This window comes from Halobacteriovorax sp. BALOs_7, from assembly GCF_003612895.1.
In the GTDB taxonomy this organism is placed as follows: Bacteria; Bdellovibrionota; Bacteriovoracia; order Bacteriovoracales; family Bacteriovoracaceae; genus Halobacteriovorax_A; species Halobacteriovorax_A vibrionivorans.
This window is the reverse complement of the sequence record NZ_CP027772.1, coordinates 2296391-2313777: the sequence shown is the minus strand read 5'-3', so window position 1 is coordinate 2313777 and position 17387 is coordinate 2296391. Positions and strand designations below refer to the sequence as shown.

Here is a 17387-nt window from a genome sequence, read left to right as displayed (position 1 = left end):
AGAAGGAAGGTTAAATAAGGTAAAGAAAAAGAGAAGGCTTCATTACTGAAGCCTTCAAATGTAGATGATTATGAGAATTGATTGATAATTGCTTCTTTATCAAAACCAAACTTTGCATAAAGCTCTTTGGCCGTATAAGAAGACTGACCAAAGTGGCCATCGTTACCAAGAGACTTGATTTCAAACTCAAGTCCTTCTTGCTTAAGAGCGTGGCATAACATTGCTCCTGCTCCCGCTGTAAGTTGATGATCTTCTACTGTTACCATTTTGTTACCATTCTTAGCTAGTTGATCCTTGAATGTTTCTAGATCAATTTTATTAATGAATGGGTTATTGATAACTGTTACATCTTTTCCTTTAGCTGATAGTTCTTCTGCTGCATCGAGGGCACCTTGAACAAGAGGACCATGGGTAACAATAATTCCATCTTTACCTTGGCGAAGAACTTGAGCTTTACCCCAAGTATAGTCTGAACCTTCAGTGTATGAAACTGGATGCTTTTCACGTCCAAAGAAGAATACTGTTGTTTCTGGTGTTTCACCTTTTTCAACGGCACTTTCATAGTTCTTAATCGCTTGATACATTAGACTTTCAGCTTCATCTCTTGATGAAAGGGCAACAACGCTTGTATTTGGAATACCTGCTACAGCTGAGAAATAAGTTGTTGCTTGGTGAGATGCACCGTCAGCAGCATCTTGAAAACCTGTGTGAGAGAAGAGACAGATTACTGCACCTTGAGAAAGTTGAGACATAATTAAAGGAAGGTTTCCTTTTGTTACACCAAATTGTGCAAATGTATCAACAACAGGAATAAACCCTTGTTTTGCCATTCCAACTGCAGTTGAAACCATATTTGATTCAGCAATACCTACATCTACGTAGTTTGCCGGAAATTCTTTTTGAAATGCTGCAACTCCAGTAGAGCCTGCAAGGTCAGCTGTTACAGAAAAGACTGGTAGTCCTTCTTTTGTCGCTTTAATCATTGCATTAGCTAGGCCTGGTTGAACCTTATCAACAGGCGTTGAATTAGAAGAAGACTTCGCTTCTGGCTTAGAAGATAAGATTTCATTTGCCCAATTCATAAATTCTTCAGGACACTTATCTCCGCTATAAATCTCTTCTAGGAAAGCAGGAAGCTTTTCATCGTATGCGCCAAGAGGGTAGCCGTGACCACCTGACTTTGCTTCTTGTGTGGATTTAACACCGTAACCTTTAATTGTTTTAATAACGAGGGCAACAGGCTTGGCATCATTTGATTTAGCTTTTGCAATATTTTCTTCAATTGCTTGATAAACTCTTTCTAGATCGTGTCCTTCTTCAACACGCACTAGATCCCAGCCTTGTTCTTGTAGTGAAAGGAAGCTACCTTTCATATCATAGCTGTCTTCTGTAATTCTTCCACCAAGCTTTGTATCATTATCACTAATAATCATTAGAAATGGATTCATTTTTCCTTTCTGTGCAAGGCCTGGAATTGCTGCCATTGCTTCACGGGCCTCTCCTTCCATGCATCCACCATCTGAAATTACACAGATTGTAGCACGATCATTACCAATGGCCTTATCTGCAAGAGCAAGCCCTTGTGCTTGAGGAAGTCCTGAACCAAGTGGCCCATTAGAAATGAAAACACCTTCTGGGTTTAGGTGAGCTTCACCGTGTCCAGTTAGTTTAGAGTTTATTGAACGAAATCCTCTTAGGCTCTCAAAGTTTAATCCATCAAATCCTAGATTTGCTCTTAAAGCATAGATTCCGTTTTCAGCATGTCCTGCATCGTTTACGAAATTATAATTTTCAAACCAATTTGTTCCACTTGAGAACATGATTGAGTGAAGGGCACTCATCATTTCTGCAAATGCTGCTGGTCCACCCCAGTGACAAGCGGCTCCGCCAATAACAGCATGTTGATTCATCAATGCTACAAGGGCACGAGTTGCTCTTGGATCAGCTAATGTAATCTCTTTTCCGTTTTGGTCTTTGATTGTTGTTGCATAGATTGGTTGTTTTGTTGGTGCTGTTGCTAATTTGTTTTTAACGTTTAATGGCCTGATCTTAGTCGTCATTAATGTCTCCGAATTCATTGATTTTCAATAACTTATAAAAGGTATCATGAGAGAAATTTTTCTGGCCAGTCATTATTTAGGACGGCCAGTGTCAAAGGCTTTTGACAGCTTTCTTTGGCACAATTGGCCCAGAGTGTCAGCGCTAAGTGTTTGGAATTATAGCTAACATAAATTTTTTAAGTTTTATTCTGAAATGACGATAAAATATATGGAGACAGATATCAATAATTAATATGGAAATTAACTTTAAGAGAAGAGGATTCAAGAGATGTGTGATGCATGTTCAGCCGCTGGAAGAAATTGGTCTCTCGCAAACGGACCGCAGCGTAGTAAGCTAGTTAAGGCCAAAATCTTTTCTGCATTTAACGGAAGAGAGATAAAGGTTAAATTATGTTACTTATGTTCCATCAAACTTTTTATTGGTGGTGAAAAATCATTCTTACGCGAAAACCCCTCATTTAATTTTGAATTAAGCAACCAGCATGCTGGTAGTGAATTTGATTTTTAGATTTTATTATTTGACCCATCAAATTTTATCTAGATAGAATACCACCTTAGACAAGGTGGTTTTTTTATGCGCGAATACTCACAATTTCATTCTTCATTTGTGGCAAACGAGTTCTTGTCCGCAGATGACTCTCTACACGTTAAAGATAAGTACACTCAGGAAATGTTAGGGGAGATCGGCTTATTATCTCATGAGCAATTTGATCATGTCGTTAATTCGTCTAAAAAAGCTTTTAAAAATTATCAAGAATTCGATAGTGCACAAAGAAGTAATCTTCTTTTTAAATTAAGAGATGCACTAGAGGATGAAGCAGATTACTTTGCTGAATTAATTTGTAGAGAAGCAGGTAAGCCAATTAAATATGCACAAGCTGAAATTAGCCGCTGCTTAGAAACAATAAAACTAGCTGCTGAAAAAGCACGTCATCATTCTAGTGAGACACCTGATCTAAGTTATGGACCCGGTGCAGATAAGATGGCCATGATTCAACATGAGCCAGAAGGAGTTGTCTTTGGTGTTTCACCATTTAATTTTCCACTAAATTTAGCTCTTCATAAAATTGCCCCAGCTCTAGCTGTTGGTTGCAGTGTTATCGTTAAACCTTCACCGTCAACACCAATTACTCTTTTAGCTTTTGCCAAGCTCCTTTCAACAGTTGGTTTTCCAAAAGGTATTTTAAATGTCGTTGTCTGTGAAAATGATGTAGCACAATTATTCTTAGAAGATGATCGAATTAATGTTTTCTCTTTTACAGGAAGTGCGAAAGTTGGTTGGGAATTAAAAGCAAATTGTGGAAAGAAGAAGTGTCTTCTTGAACTTGGTGGCAATGCGGCCGTAATCGTTAATGATGTGGATGAACTTGATGAAGTCATTCCCAAAATTGTTAATGGTGCATTCTTATATGCTGGCCAAATTTGTATATCTACTCAAAGAGTTTATATTGCAAGTGAGATTTACGAGAACTTTGTTTCAGCATTCTTGGAAGAAGTTGAGATGGTTGCTTCAGGAGATCCTAGTGATAAGCTCATCACAAATGGGCCTGTTATTAATGCCGCAGCACTTGAGCGCATCCATAGCTGGGTACAAGAAGCTATCAATAAAGGGGCCGATCTTCTATGCGGTGGCCATGTTATCGATGAAGAGCATAATATCTATGCACCAACGGTTTTAACGAATACTGACCCTGATATGAAGGTGGTAAGCGAGGAAATCTTTGGTCCTGTCGTGATTCTAGAGCCTTATGACTCATTTTCTGAGGCAATTGAACTTGTAAATGATTCAAAATATGGCCTACAAGCTGGTGTTTTCACAAACAGCTTAGTAAATATGAAAGAGGCAAGTCGAAAAATTAAGGTTGGAGGATTAATCTTCAATAATATTCCAGGATTTCGTATGGATGCAATGCCATATGGTGGAATTAAAGACTCTGGTCTTGGTCGCGAGGGAATAGCTTATGCAATGGAAGATTACACTCGTAAAAAACTAATCTTATTTTAGGGGAAAGAATGAAAGCACTTTTATTATTCGTATTATGTTTCAGTAGTTTTGCATACGCTCCAGACTGGGGAAGAGATGTTCGATTAGAAAAAGGCGAAAATAGAGAAAACCTATATAAACTTTCAAATGAAGAATTAGAAGAAATAAAAGAGCACGGTATTAAGCATGCTCTTAAATGGCCTGTTGATGTTACAGGTCTTTATATACCATATGATGCTTTTGAGAATTTCTTTGAATTAAAAGATGAGAAATTTGTAAACTTTGTTCTAACAACTCTTGGTGAAAAGAAGTTTGGAGTAGATAGTGTTGAATCATTTTATCAATGGTTAGGACTAAATCCATATAATGATGAGAATGCAACTGGCATTTATCGTATCCCATATCCAGATGGAGAGAGACCTGATTACTATATGGGTGCAAGTATTGTGGATACAAAGTGGGGGAAAGGACTTACTTTTAGTTGTGCTACTTGCCACTCTGCAAGCCTATTTGGAACAAGTGTAATGGGGCTAACAAATAAGGCCGTTAAGGCCAACGAATTATTTGTTAAGGCAAGAAAGCTTCTTCCTTTAATTCCATCAAAAATGTTTCAAAAAGTAACTCATGCAACTGATGGTGAAGTTGAAATGCTTCGTCGCTCTCGTAAGAATATTGGTGCTGTTGGTGCAACTTCTCCAATGGTATTAGGGCTTGATACTTCACTTCCTCAAGTTGCCTTATCTCTTGCTCGTCGTAAGACAGATGAGTATGCGACAAAATCAAAACTAACTCAAATCTTTCCACGTTTTAATCCACTAGAGACAACTGTTGCTGATTCAAAGCCTGCTGTTTGGTGGAACCTAAAATATAAGACTCGTTGGTTATCTGATGGTTCTATCGTTTCTGGAAATCCAATCTTTACTAATTTCTTGTGGAATGAATTAGGTCGTGGAACTGACTTAAGAGAGTTAGAGAAATGGATGCAGGATAATCCTGATATTATTCGTGAATTAACGGCAGCTGCTTTTGCAACAAAGCCACCACGTATTGATGACTTTTTCGATATTTCTCGCATCGATATTAAAGCGGCAAAAAGAGGTGAGGACGTCTATAAGGATCGTTGTCAAAAGTGTCACGGTGAATATCAGAAAAATTGGTCTCTACCATTTTCAGGTCTAATGTCTAAGAGTGAGCAGATCAAAACTCGCAAGGTTATTTATCATGAAGAAACTCCTGTAAAGGATGTTGGAACAGATCCGCTTCGCTACGAAGGGATGAAGTATTTTGCTGATGACTTAAATGAATTAAAAATTTCTAAGTGGATGAAAACAGTCGTTGAACCACAAGTTGGATATGTACCACCACCGCTTGATGGGATTTGGTCACGTTATCCATATTTACACAATAATTCGATTCCAAATCTATGTGAGTTAATGACTCCTCCTGATCAAAGAGTGAAAACGTTTTATCAGATACCATCTGATGATCCTATCTTAGACTTTAATTTTGAGTGTAATGGTTTTCCTGTTGGAATGGATATCCCTGATGAAAGACGTATTCCAGAAGCTTTCTTTGATACTTCTAGACCTGGTCTTTCTAATTCTGGACATTACTATCGTATCTTCACTGATCGCGATGGGAATGAATTATTAACTCAAGAGCAGAAGGCCGATTTAAGAGTATTTTTAAAGACATTATAATGGAATTTTATCTCGATACTTATATTGCTCACAGAGGGCTTCACTGCCACGAATGCCCGGAATGCCCGGAGAACTCTCTGGCCGCTTTTCAAGAAGCGGTTAACCACGGCTATGCTATTGAGCTTGATGTTCACTTATCAAGTGATGGGCATGTTATGGTCTTTCATGACGAGACCCTAACGCGAATGACTGGCAGCAACGGAAAGGTATCTCAATATACCCTAAAGAGCTTAAAAGAACTTCGCTTGGCAAAGGGTGATGAGGAAATACCAACTTTAAAAGAAGTCCTCGATCTTGTTCAAGGAAAGGTTCCCCTTGTTATCGAAATTAAAGTTATCGACCACGATGGTGTCTTAGAAGCTGAGGTTATGAAGTTGCTTCATAACTATGATGGAGACTATGCAATTCAATCATTTAATCCAATGACATTAAAATGGCTTCGCAAGCATTACCCAAGTTTAACGCTGGGGCTTTTAGTTACAAGAGATTTTAGTGATACAAAGCTTAGTCGTCTAAAACAGAGAATCTTGGCCAATATGACTTTTATTCCAGTTATTAGGCCAAATTACATCGGTCTAGATATTGATACTTATTCAAAAATTCAGCTGCAAATTATCAAACGTTTCACTTTCAACCATCTGGTCTTTTGGACTGTCAGAACAAAAGAACAAATGCGGACAGCAAAGCGATTAGGTGCTAATATAATATTTGAGAATATTAAACCTTAATTGAGTCGTTTATGAAGAAGTTCGCATCATTTATTATTGTCGTCGCTATTATCGCTACGGCCTATCTATTATTTCAAAAATTTAATACAGGAAGTGACACTGCTGGTGTTAAGGAAAGTGAAGTCATGGTCGTTGAGTTTGAGGACCGTGCCGCACCAAAATTAGATAATGAAGATTCTGATCCGGTAAAAGTTGAGGATGTGGAAGATGAAGTGAGTTCCTCTCGAGAAGGCCTTCTGATCCAATCGGATGAAGAGCTTGATAAAAGACTGGAAGAAAAAGAAGAGGAATTTGATCGTCTTGAAGAGCAATGGCTAAGTGACGTGAAGGATCTTTTCTTAAATGAGCTTCAGTTAACGGAACGTGAATACAAAGATTATCTAAATATGAGAGAAGGACTTTTTAGCGACAAGATTGCTGCTTTTGAAGATATGCATGATCAGCTTGAGGCGAAGTATGGAGAAAACTATACTTATAATCCTACAGAAGAAGAGATGGCCTTTGATCGTGAAATCCAAAAGAAATATGACGAGCTTCTTTTGAGAAAAATCGGTAAAGAAGCTTTTATTAAATACCTTGAACTGAGAGATCGTACTAACGAAAAAATACTAGAGAGCACAAAACAAGACGATGCTGCTCTTCTTATGGAGTTCTAGTTTGGAAAAATGGATTATAAAATCACGTAAGCAAGAGCATCGTGGAAATATTTTTCTTTACGAGACAATTGATGCTCACCATCCGACAAAGCCCATCGCTTGTGGCCCATATGATATTATTCGCCTTGCTGACTGGGTGAATGTCGTGGCCATCACTGAAGATAAGAAGATCGTTCTTGTTGAGCAATATCGCTTTGGCATGGATGAGATCACTATTGAGACTCCGGCCGGCGCTATCAATCGAGGTGAAGATCCTCTTGTTGCAGCTAAAAGGGAACTCGAAGAAGAAACTGGCTATATTAGTGACGAATGGGAGAGTCTTGGCCGTGTTAGCGTCAACCCTGCTTTTATGACAAATAGTGCTCATTTCTTCTTGGCCAAGAATTGCCGTCCTGATGGAGAGCAAAACTTTGACCCTGATGAAGATATTGAATTAGTGATTAAGCCTGTCTCAGAGCTAAAAGAGGTCCTTAAAAACATGGATCACTCACTAAGTGAGCTATGTATTAGCAGGTACCTCTTAAAATAGTTCTATTTCTTATGCTTTCTCTTGTTATTTCTATTTGGACGACTTTGTCCAGGTAACTCAAACCAATCACTTTCATCGATTTCATGATAGTAATCGGCCTCTTCAACAAGAAGGCCAGAAGTTGTTTCAGGAATTGAGGCAATCTCAACGCGTACACCTTCAGATCTAAGGTGGCGGACTAGCTCTATATAGTCAGAGTCACCAGATAATATGATGATTGTATCGACTTTTGAGGCAAGTTGAGTTGCTTTAATTGTAAGTGGGATATCTGCACTTTTGTGACAAGGAATAACTGAACCGTAGTAGTGGTTATGTAGTCTCTCTGTCAGCTTTGATGAGATATTCTTACCTTCTCTAAAATAGATTAGGCGATTAAGACCGCGGTTATCTAGTAACTTTGGGATAAGAGTGTCGAAGTTAACCATTGTATTTTGGTTATTTGTGACACTGTGAATGCTTCTTTCAATATTGTTACCGTCGATTAAGATAGCAACAGTTTGATTAATAAAAATTTCCATAAAATGCTTCGCTTTCGTCTGATTGGACATAGTCAGCATGGCATTGTCTAATTTGCTCTACGAGCATATCAGTCGACATCCCTTTAAAGATCTCATTGAGTTCATCCTCATCAACATCTGTTCTTCCGAGCGCACAAGCTGCAAGCTCTTCTTTAAACATAATTGAAGGATCTTCAGGTTTTCTCTTATCTACAAGGAATTTCAGTAGCTCACTAATATCAAGCCTTTTGGCCTTGAATTTTTTGAAATACTTCTTAAACCAAATATGAGTCCAAGCAACATTAATAGCACCTGGGTCTTTATGGTATTTTAGTAGATAAAAGAATGCTGTACGTCCAAAGGTTTTTAATTTTCCTTTAAGTTTCGCAATACTAATAATTGCATTCTTGTATGCTTGTTCATAACCACGATCAAGATCTCCTTGGTCGAGCTTATTATCAGCATTTTTATCAAATCTAATATAAGTTGATTCGATATTTAACATTGCACCGATAACTAGTGTGAAGTCCTTTGTTCTCCACCATACCTTATCGATATCTTCTACACTTCTTGAGAATACTTCGACACCTTCAATAAATTGAACGATGTGCTCTCTACTATTTGCATCCACGTATTCCTTTAGACGTGGGAAATATTTTGAAAGGTTCTCTTCATTCTCTCCAAATAGTTTATCAAAGAATTTCGTACGAATACACTTTGACTCCATAACTTTGAACCCGTTCTCATCAACACGATGTGAACACTCATTTTCAGCGTAGAGATTATCCTCAAGTAGAGAAGTCATCTTTGCTGCTGTAAAGATTAGTTCAATAAACTCACTTACTTCATCAAGGTTGATATAAAGGTCTCCACCAGAAGTTGCCTGGAAGAGATCTGATAGAAGTAGAATATTTTCACCAAATGTCTTGAAGTCATCAGTCCAAAGTCCCATTTCTTCAAGAGCTGCCTTTAAACCAACTAGAGCGTTATTCAGTTGGTTATCTCTTAGGCCTTTCGATACTCTTGGGTTTGTCGTGTCTCCTTCAACAGCATACCCTTCAAGTACGTAAGGAAGGACATTCCTAAAAAGCATGATTGAGTTAAAACCTGTCTTATTTCTTACGATTTGCGCTTGATAAGTAGGGAAGCCATCTTTATTTCTAAAGTAACGGAAGTCCCTTGCTACCTTTGCAAATTCTTCTGTCAGGATAACGTATGACTTCTTCGTAATTAATTTGTACTCAGGTACTTCTAATTCCGTTGGGAACTCTCTCTGATCAATATAAACTGGGTCAGGAGATTGCATACGATCACTGAAGAATCTAAACGTCGCATCAGAGAATAGTTGTGCTTCAATTGCTCCATCGATGATTTCAAAAATACGATCTATAGCATCACTTGAGATCATGAGATCAAAGTTTTCACTTCCCGGAGGATCAAGTTCAGAACAAATCCATTTTGAACTACCTTGCTTATCTGGATCATATGCAGGGTTTGGTTTACATGGAATTGGATACATTAACTCTGATCGAGGAACTGGATCAAAAACTCTTTGAGTGAACTCAATTAGAGTTCTCTTAAAGTTATTCATATTGATAAGATCGGCCTCATCTTTAGGCTTATCTTTTCGACGATTAATTTCTAGTAAGACTTCATTTGCAAAACTTAGAATATCCTTTGCTGAGAAGAAGTCTCTCTTTTCAGTTACTGGGTGAAGGATTGACTTCACCTTACGGATTAACTTTAGAGCAGTTGCCGTATTTTGAACTGAATCGGACTCAATAGAGAAGTCTGTAAAGAAAGCATCATATAATACTTCCGCTAGGCCTTCTGACATTTCAGTTAAGTGATATAAGTCGTCTCTATTGATGATTAAGTTATTACCACCAAGTACAAGCCCTTTTAAAGACATTGCTTGAGAGTAGAGTGCTGTATTGAATTCTTTCTTAAATAGGGCCTGAGATTCTTCCAGGCGTAAAATAAGTGACTTGATTAAACCATCTTGATTAACAAAATCTTTATTAAGTAGGTAATTTGATAGCTCTGCCTTAATTGAAAGGAATCGATTTACATAGTCTTTTTTCGAAACAAGACTTCTTGTCGTCTCCTCTCCATCTTTCATCTTTTTAAAGATTTCAACATTCTCAATATGAAAATCTAGGAATGCTAAGTAGCGATAGACAATGGCCACAACATTTACTGTCGATTTAAGCTCTTTAAAAGAAAGGTGCTCAACACTTGGTGGGAGACGTAAGATATTATCTTTGTAGTTTCCAACAAGGTTTTTAAGAGCGATTCCTTTTTCTAAGTCTTCAGGCTTTTTAAAGAATTGTTCAATAATATTATTAATATCAGTTACTGTAATAACATTGTCGCTATCTAGTTCATCAAGCAGAAGATCCTGAACTGAGCGAACTTGAGCTAAGAAGAAGTTATTCTTTTCTAAAGATGTTTTTTCAATATAGTCCTTAGAAAGATACATCAGATCAAAGAATAGGGCAGCGAGTGGATCTGTCTTACTTAGAATCGTTAAGAGTTCTGGTAGTTGTAAAACTTCTCTTGTTCCACCTGTTGTTAGTACTTTTAGAGCAAGAAGAGAGTTTGTAAAATCATCTCTAATATCTAATTCGTATAACTCAATAATATCATCTGCAAATTGCAGAATATTCATTTGGTGATCACGAGGAATTGTAATATCTTCATTTAAAAGTTTCTTAGCATTAGTACTAAGCTTTCCAATTTCTGCACGAAATTCTTTTTTGATTACAACCTTGCGGTCAAAGTCTTTATCTTCGATTTCTTTAACTAAGTCAGTTAATATATTTACCGACTCAAATGAGCGAATCCCTACATTAATTAAGCTAAGGGCAAGTTCTACATCAGAGTATGAGAATACTTCTGGATTACCTCTGATTAGATCTCGTTTAGCGTAACGTAGTAACGCTTTTAGTTTTCTATTTGTCTCTTCATTTGTTCCCAGAATTTTTGAGATGATATCATCTGAAGTAAAGAACTCGTCGATGATATTATTGATATCATCAATAGTGATGATATTCTCTTCTTTCTGGTGCTCGTAAACATAGAGTTTTAATTCTTCGATATTATTTGCAAGCTCATTAAAGTAGGCTGAACCATCTTTATAGTATTCTTTCTTTAGGAAGAAGATATCTGCAATATTTTCTAAGAACACTGGAAGAAAAGTAAATAATTGGGCGAATTCATCAGAGTCAATATAGATTCTCGATCCACCAAGAAATAGCTTCTTAGCGAATAGAAGAGAGTTGATAACTTCTTTACCAAGTTTAAAGTCTTTTAGGTCTTTCGTGATATCTAAAATTAGATCCTGAATATCGATGGCCTGTGCAGGACCTGGGATATCTCTTAGAATTACATTGATATTATCTGCAAGAACATTTGATTGTTGTCTCATTTGAGCAGAAAGTTTTTCGTACTCTTTTAAAGTCTCAACTTTTTGCATCTCTTTAACTGTATCAACAATCTTTACACCAGAGCGATTAATCTCTTTTAAGATAGCAAAGAATGAATCAATTTTTGAACGAGACATTTGTCCTGGGATATCTCTTTGAAGTAGAGAGTTTAATTTAAAGAGTAGATCAAGCCCTTCGATAATATCGTCAGCAGAGCCAGGAGGGTTGTTCATATACTTTCTAGCAAAGCGTACGATGTCTTCTCTAAAGAAGAAGCGCTTGTCACGACTTTCAACATATTTGAACTTATTTAGGGTGTCTTGGACACAATTAAGCTCTTTTTCAATATTAACTTCAAATATTTTCTTAATTCTATCGGTGTCGATTTTACAACTAGCTGAAATCCCGTCGTACTCAGCGATATCTGCTCCGTCGACTGGGTCATCATTAATAAATCCACATGAGGAAATGAGTAAAGAAATTGCTAGAAAAGCAAAGAAATTACGTAATTTCAATGTGTTAATGTACTTGTTCATGTTGTTCACGATAAAATTCTAGAAAATTTCTAGTTAAATGAAAAGGAATAACCGTATAATTTGTAATGTTTTTGCAATGTGCGTTAAGTTTGTACACATAATCTGACGGATAAGTGTCCAAACTGTTAACACCTAGGGTAATGGCTACTAGGTTGGCTTTAAGTTCTTCTATTTGTGAACCTTTTCTGATTTAATAATCTTTAATGAATAATTTCATCAAAAGATTTACATTACTTTGCTTGTCAATTTCAAGCCTATCTACGCTAGCGCAGCTAGACGGAAGCATCTCGTATGAGAAGTTCCAACGCTTAAATGATCCTGCCAAGAAGTCTGAATATGACGATTGGGCCCAAATTGAAGGGAATTATGAATCAAAGATGTGGAATGCAAAAGTATATGGTGAATTTGCAGCTAGGGCCTATGTAAGTAAAGAGGCAGCTTTTAATTTCTCTGCTCCTGAAGCTTATGTTGAGTTTAAAGATGATGAGAATCGTATCAGTGTAGGCCGCCAGTTATTAAGATGGAATGAAAACGAAGACTATTGGTTATTAAATACCTTAAATCCAAATCAAGGCTTCTATCTCTTATCAGAAAAGAAAGAAGGACTAGTTGGGATTCAATACGATCACAAGTTTAATAAGAATATTAACTTCTCGGTATTCTTCTCTTACTTCTTTGTTCCTGGATTAAATCCTAGTCTTGAAGTTGAAGATGGAAATATTACGAGTCGAAGTGAGTGGGTAAGACTTCCTCCAAAGTATACAGTTCTAGAAGGAAATCTTCTTCCTATTTATTACAATATTAATATGCCTAATATCTATAATGATGTTGTTAAAAATAAGTCTCTTGGATTTAGGTTATCTGGTTCAAATGAGGAAAGAAACGCTGAGATCTCGGCCTTCTTTATCTATAAGCCACAAAATAGTCTTCAGATGAATGCTGAGGCACGCTTTGATCAAGATAATGATCGTGTTGCAGTTGATGCTTCTCCACTTGTAAACCACCATTTATTTTATGGAATTCAATATAAGCAACAACTAGGCGATGTTCAGATGGTTGCTTCAATTGATATGAATGATCCTACGGCAACATTTGGAAACGACTTTAAAGTTGTAGACTTTAGTCGTGAAGAAGATAAGACATTTGAGTCTGACTATTTTGTTATTGAGCCAAACTATGAAAAAGAAAGTTATGCCTCAATCTCATTTAATGTGAATCAAGGTTATTATATGTTTTCTTTAAACTATATTAATCTTCTGACTAATAATCAGCGTGGTTCAGATGACTTCTTCTCTGATACAGCTAAGTGGGCAAGTGCTCTTGGGATGAGAGGACGTTACTATTTTACTGACTTCATTAATGTAATGGGTGATCTTAAATATGACTTTGAAAGAGAAGATATCATTTTAAAGGCCGAAGCAACTTATGCCTTCTGGGCAGGAAGTGCAAGTGTGAATCTAGGTGCCGAGCTTATTAAGTCGCCAAAGAAGAACTCTTATTGGTCAGCTTATCGAGCTAACGACACCATCTATTCATCACTTCGTTTTGCTTTTTAATTCTTAAACATTTCCAGTTTGAACATTCCATAGCGCACGATAGAGTCCATCTTGTTTAATGAGCTCCTCATGAGTTCCGCGTTGTTCAATTCTTCCTTCATTTAATACACAGATCTGATCTGCATGAATAATTGTCGAAAGACGATGGGCAACCATAACTGTTGTGCGACCTTGAGTGATGGTCTTAAGTGATCTTTGAATGGCGGCCTCTGTCTCGTTATCAATAGCGCTTGTGGCCTCATCAAAGATAAAGAGCTTTGGATCCTTTAGGATGGCCCTCGCAATTGCAATACGCTGCCTCTGGCCTCCTGAGAGCTTTTGTCCTCTTTCTCCTACTATTGTTTGATAGCCTTGGGGAAGGAGTTCAATAAAGTCATGGGCCTCCGCTAATTTTGCGGCCTTCATGGCATCCACTTCCGTTGCATCATTTGATCCGTAAATAATATTGTCTAGAACAGTTCCGTGAAAGAGGTAAGTGTCTTGTGAAACAAAACCAATATGAGAGCGAAGAGAGTTTTGCTTTAGCTCTTTTAGGTTTCTACCATCAAAGTTAACATGGCCTGATTGAGGATCATAGAAGCGCTGAAGAAGTTTTAGCATTGTACTTTTTCCCGAGCCTGTTGGACCAACAAGAGCAACAGTTTGTCCTGCTTGAATTTTAAGAGTGATATCTTTAAGTCCAGTGTTGTCTTCTTCATCATATTTGAAATTGATATTTTCAAAACTTACTTCACCATCAAAGCTTTCCAATTCTTCTTTTCCATCAATGACTTTAATCTCTGTTTCAAGTAGGTCCATGACACGAGAAGTGGATGCCATTGAACGTTGGTAGAGATCAAAAGTTTCACCTAGGCGAGTTAGAGGCCACAGAAGCCTTTGGACTAAAAAGATTAATACTGAATATGAGCCCACTTCTAATGATCCATCAAAGACTTGAGATGCACCAATTGTTAAAGTAAAAAGAAAACCACATAAAACGGCCATACGAATTATAGGGCTAAATGAAGAGGATACTCTAATGGCTTCTTTATTCGCTCTAGCGTAGCGATTTGATTGTTTTTCGAGACGATTGTATTCAAACTTTTGGGCCACATATGACTTAATAGTCATCATACCTGCAATATTATTTACTAACATACTTGCTAGAAGGCCCGCTTCACTTCTTACATTTTGATAACGTGGCTGAACCTTTCTTTGGAAGTAAAAGCTTCCCCATAAAATGAAAGGTACCGGCGTAAGAGAGAGTAGGGCAATTTGTGGTGATAAGTAAAAGAAGATTGCACCAATAGAGACAACTGTTGTTAGTGTTTGAATAATATCATTTGCACCAATATCAAGAAATCTCTCTAGTTGATTAATATCATCATTTAAAACAGTCGTTAAATTCCCTGAATTCTGTTCTTGATAAAAAGAAATATGAAGATTTTGAAGATGATCATAGGCTTCCATTCGAAGGTCGTGTTGAACTTCTTGCGCCAGGCCTCGCCACCATACTTTTAAGAGGTATTCAAAGAGTGATTCAAGTGCCCAAATAATAAAAGTTAAAATGGCCAAGATATAGATCTGATGGATCTTATCACTAATTCCCATCTCTGCTAAAAAAGATTCCTCTTGTTTAACAACGGTATCGACAGCAAGACCTATTAATAGAGGTGGAGCAATATCGAAAATTTTATTGAGAATTGAAAAAGTTGAGGCCGTATAAATTTGGCCTTTTTTATTGTTAAAATGGTTAATTAATTTACGTAAAGGTGAGGATTGTGAATTCATTATATATGTTCCTAGTCATAAAATCTGTACTGGACGAATTATGCCTGAAACTTATATACTTGAAAAGTTCCCCGCCAATCTCATTAGTATAGAATCGTTGTGCTTGTGAGATTGACGAGGGTGAAATGCGTAGTCTAGCTAGACCCTAGACTACGTAATTACTAGCAAATTCGAAATTTCTTTTAATTTCCTTGCCATTGTCGCTAGAAACTCTCTGAGAACTTTCTTCCTGCTCGCCCTCAGCTTCTGCGAAGTAATTATCAATCGTCTCTGCATAATCTTTTAGCAGAGTTTCCCTTAGTTCTTCTTTTGATACTTTTAAGACATCACAAATAGAATTTAGTGATCTTAATGGAACAGAACAAAGTCCTCTTTCAATATTGCTGATAAATTGACCGTTTTTGTAACCTAGTCGATAAGATAAACCTTGTTGAGATACCTTAGGTGACAAGCTGCGTCTTCTTTGTTTAATCAATTTTGCAATGTTTTCAAAAACTCTTTTCTCTTTCATTGTGTTAACCTCCAGTTTTATCGATTACCAAGAATTGTTATTTGGTACTCAATAATGATATTATGTTTAGGCAATATTATTTACTTACAAATACGTAAGGTTTATCATGGTAATAAAATTAATGGCTTACACGCCAAATCAAAAGAAAATCTTTAGAGAGTCGGCAATAGAATCCATTTGTAGTGCCAATTTTGTGTATTTAGATGAGCTTCCTTATGATCTGGGGCCTGGTGAAATCCTATTTGTTGAGCTTGATGAAGTTACAGATGAGCTTCTGGATGAGGTTCAATACACAAAAGTTAAGTTCTTATTCTTAACTGACACGCTGCAAGGGGATAATATCGGCCGATTTATTTCGCTAGGGGGCAATTGCCCTATTATGAAAAGCTTAAGTGAAGAAGATTTTATTTCAGAAATCATAAGACGAATTCATCAAAAGGAAATGTTTAAATTACTGCACTTGGTGAGTCCAACTGATGTTGAATTATTTAGATTTATTCACCGAGCGGGTAATGGAGAAAAGTCAAAGTTAAGTGAATTAATTTTTGGCTCTACAAGTGAGAGCACTATTGATGTCAACTTAAGTCGTTTAAGAAAAAAATTAAGAGACCCAGATGTTGGAAATGACTTCTTTAGAATCATTACTAAAAATGGACGACTTTACATTGTGAGTTGTCTGACTAATTATGAGATTCCAGGACACTTATTAAAGAATGAAACTAAAAAAATAATTTGAGATGACAATGAGATTAATGGCCTACACTGCAAATGAAAATAAACTATATCTAGCGGATAAGATTGAAGAAAAAAGCGGCCTTAAAATTGAGTATATTAAAAAATTTCCTAAATATAATGGCGTTGGTGAGTTACTTATTCTCGATCTAGATGGTGAGTCGATAGAGTTTAAAGATAAATTAATTGATGAGATTCAATATATTGATGCAAACTTTGTCTACTTAGTAGGGGACTTCTTTGGGGATCGAAACAAACGTATTATTCATATGGGTGGAGAGCTCTTTACTTTTAAAAGTTTAAATGACACAGACTTTATCGAAGTTCTTTTTAATCGTCTCGTTACTTTAGAAATCTATAAACTATTCTCTATCATCGGACGCACTGACATGGACCTCTTTAGGGCCATTAACCGTGCAGGTAATGGAGAAAGAGAAATAATATCAAAAAGTCTCTTTGGTTCTTCTAGTGAAAATACAATTGATGTGAATTTAAGTCGTTTACGTAAAAAGCTACGTGATCCTGAAATTGGAAATGACTTCTTTCGTATTATTACAAAATCTAGACGCTTCTATCTTGTAAACCAATTAAATGGTTATGAGATACCTGAAGACTTACTTATCTAAAAAAAGAGCAAGTACATTAGTCGTAAATCTTTAAGTAAATTAAGTACAACTTTTCTTCCTTCACCGAAATAATT

The 17387-nt window shown here is 36.7% G+C and carries 14 protein-coding genes; 9 read left to right on the top strand and 5 right to left on the bottom strand.

Features of this window, described 5'->3' with window-relative positions:
- Positions 1-68: 68 nt before the first annotated feature.
- A complete protein-coding gene (locus BALOs_RS11020) occupies positions 69-2060 on the bottom strand; it encodes a transketolase C-terminal domain-containing protein (RefSeq protein WP_162929661.1) in 1992 nt (663 codons plus the stop codon).
- Positions 2061-2328: 268 nt separating this feature from the next.
- On the opposite strand from BALOs_RS11020, the gene BALOs_RS11015 reads away from it, so the two are divergent.
- The 6 genes from BALOs_RS11015 (at position 2329) to BALOs_RS10990 (ending at position 7657) form a co-directional block, all read left to right on the top strand.
- Entirely contained in the window at positions 2329-2568 is a 240-nt protein-coding gene (locus BALOs_RS11015) for a hypothetical protein (RefSeq protein ID WP_120405210.1), read from the top strand.
- A 66-nt stretch (positions 2569-2634) separates the two neighbouring features.
- A complete protein-coding gene (locus BALOs_RS11010; protein ID WP_120405209.1) occupies positions 2635-4065 on the top strand; it encodes an aldehyde dehydrogenase family protein in 1431 nt (476 codons plus the stop codon).
- A gap of 8 nt (positions 4066-4073) precedes the next feature.
- A complete protein-coding gene (locus BALOs_RS11005) occupies positions 4074-5744 on the top strand; it encodes a hypothetical protein (protein ID WP_120405208.1) in 1671 nt (556 codons plus the stop codon).
- Entirely contained in the window at positions 5744-6472 is a 729-nt protein-coding gene (locus BALOs_RS11000; protein ID WP_114705263.1) for a glycerophosphodiester phosphodiesterase family protein, read from the top strand. Before BALOs_RS11005 ends, BALOs_RS11000 begins: the two co-directional genes overlap by 1 nt.
- Positions 6473-6483: 11 nt before the next feature.
- Positions 6484-7128, top strand: a complete 645-nt coding sequence (locus BALOs_RS10995) for a hypothetical protein (protein WP_114705262.1) — start codon at positions 6484-6486, stop codon at positions 7126-7128.
- A gap of 1 nt (position 7129) precedes the next feature.
- Complete coding sequence (locus BALOs_RS10990; RefSeq protein ID WP_162929660.1) at positions 7130-7657, top strand: NUDIX hydrolase; 528 nt, start codon at positions 7130-7132, stop codon at positions 7655-7657.
- A gap of 2 nt (positions 7658-7659) precedes the next feature.
- On the opposite strand, the gene BALOs_RS10985 is transcribed toward BALOs_RS10990, so the two are convergent.
- On the bottom strand, positions 7660-8175 hold the full coding sequence (locus BALOs_RS10985) for an NYN domain-containing protein (protein WP_158536717.1): 516 nt from the start codon (positions 8173-8175) through the stop codon (positions 7660-7662).
- On the bottom strand, positions 8159-12097 hold the full coding sequence (locus BALOs_RS10980; protein WP_162929659.1) for a hypothetical protein: 3939 nt from the start codon (positions 12095-12097) through the stop codon (positions 8159-8161). Before BALOs_RS10980 ends, BALOs_RS10985 begins: the two co-directional genes overlap by 17 nt.
- A gap of 224 nt (positions 12098-12321) precedes the next feature.
- Here BALOs_RS10980 and BALOs_RS10975 point away from each other — a divergent pair, with 224 nt between their 5' ends.
- On the top strand, positions 12322-13674 hold the full coding sequence (locus tag BALOs_RS10975; RefSeq protein ID WP_162929658.1) for a hypothetical protein: 1353 nt from the start codon (positions 12322-12324) through the stop codon (positions 13672-13674).
- Between the two features lie 3 nt (positions 13675-13677).
- Here the strand turns inward: BALOs_RS10975 and BALOs_RS10970 are convergent, their stop codons facing one another.
- Positions 13678-15444 carry an ABC transporter ATP-binding protein gene (locus BALOs_RS10970; protein ID WP_120405204.1) on the bottom strand — a complete coding sequence of 589 codons (1767 nt, stop codon included), beginning with the start codon at positions 15442-15444 and terminating at the stop codon, positions 13678-13680.
- Positions 15445-15589: 145 nt separating this feature from the next.
- Complete coding sequence (locus BALOs_RS10965) at positions 15590-15955, bottom strand: helix-turn-helix domain-containing protein (RefSeq protein WP_114705256.1); 366 nt, start codon at positions 15953-15955, stop codon at positions 15590-15592.
- Between the two features lie 121 nt (positions 15956-16076).
- On the opposite strand from BALOs_RS10965, the gene BALOs_RS10960 reads away from it, so the two are divergent.
- Together BALOs_RS10960 and BALOs_RS10955 are read left to right on the top strand one after the other, a co-directional pair.
- Positions 16077-16691, top strand: a complete 615-nt coding sequence (locus tag BALOs_RS10960) for a helix-turn-helix domain-containing protein (RefSeq protein ID WP_162929657.1) — start codon at positions 16077-16079, stop codon at positions 16689-16691.
- Between the two features lie 7 nt (positions 16692-16698).
- Positions 16699-17313 carry a helix-turn-helix domain-containing protein gene (locus tag BALOs_RS10955; protein WP_162929656.1) on the top strand — a complete coding sequence of 205 codons (615 nt, stop codon included), beginning with the start codon at positions 16699-16701 and terminating at the stop codon, positions 17311-17313.
- Positions 17314-17387 lie beyond the last annotated feature (74 nt).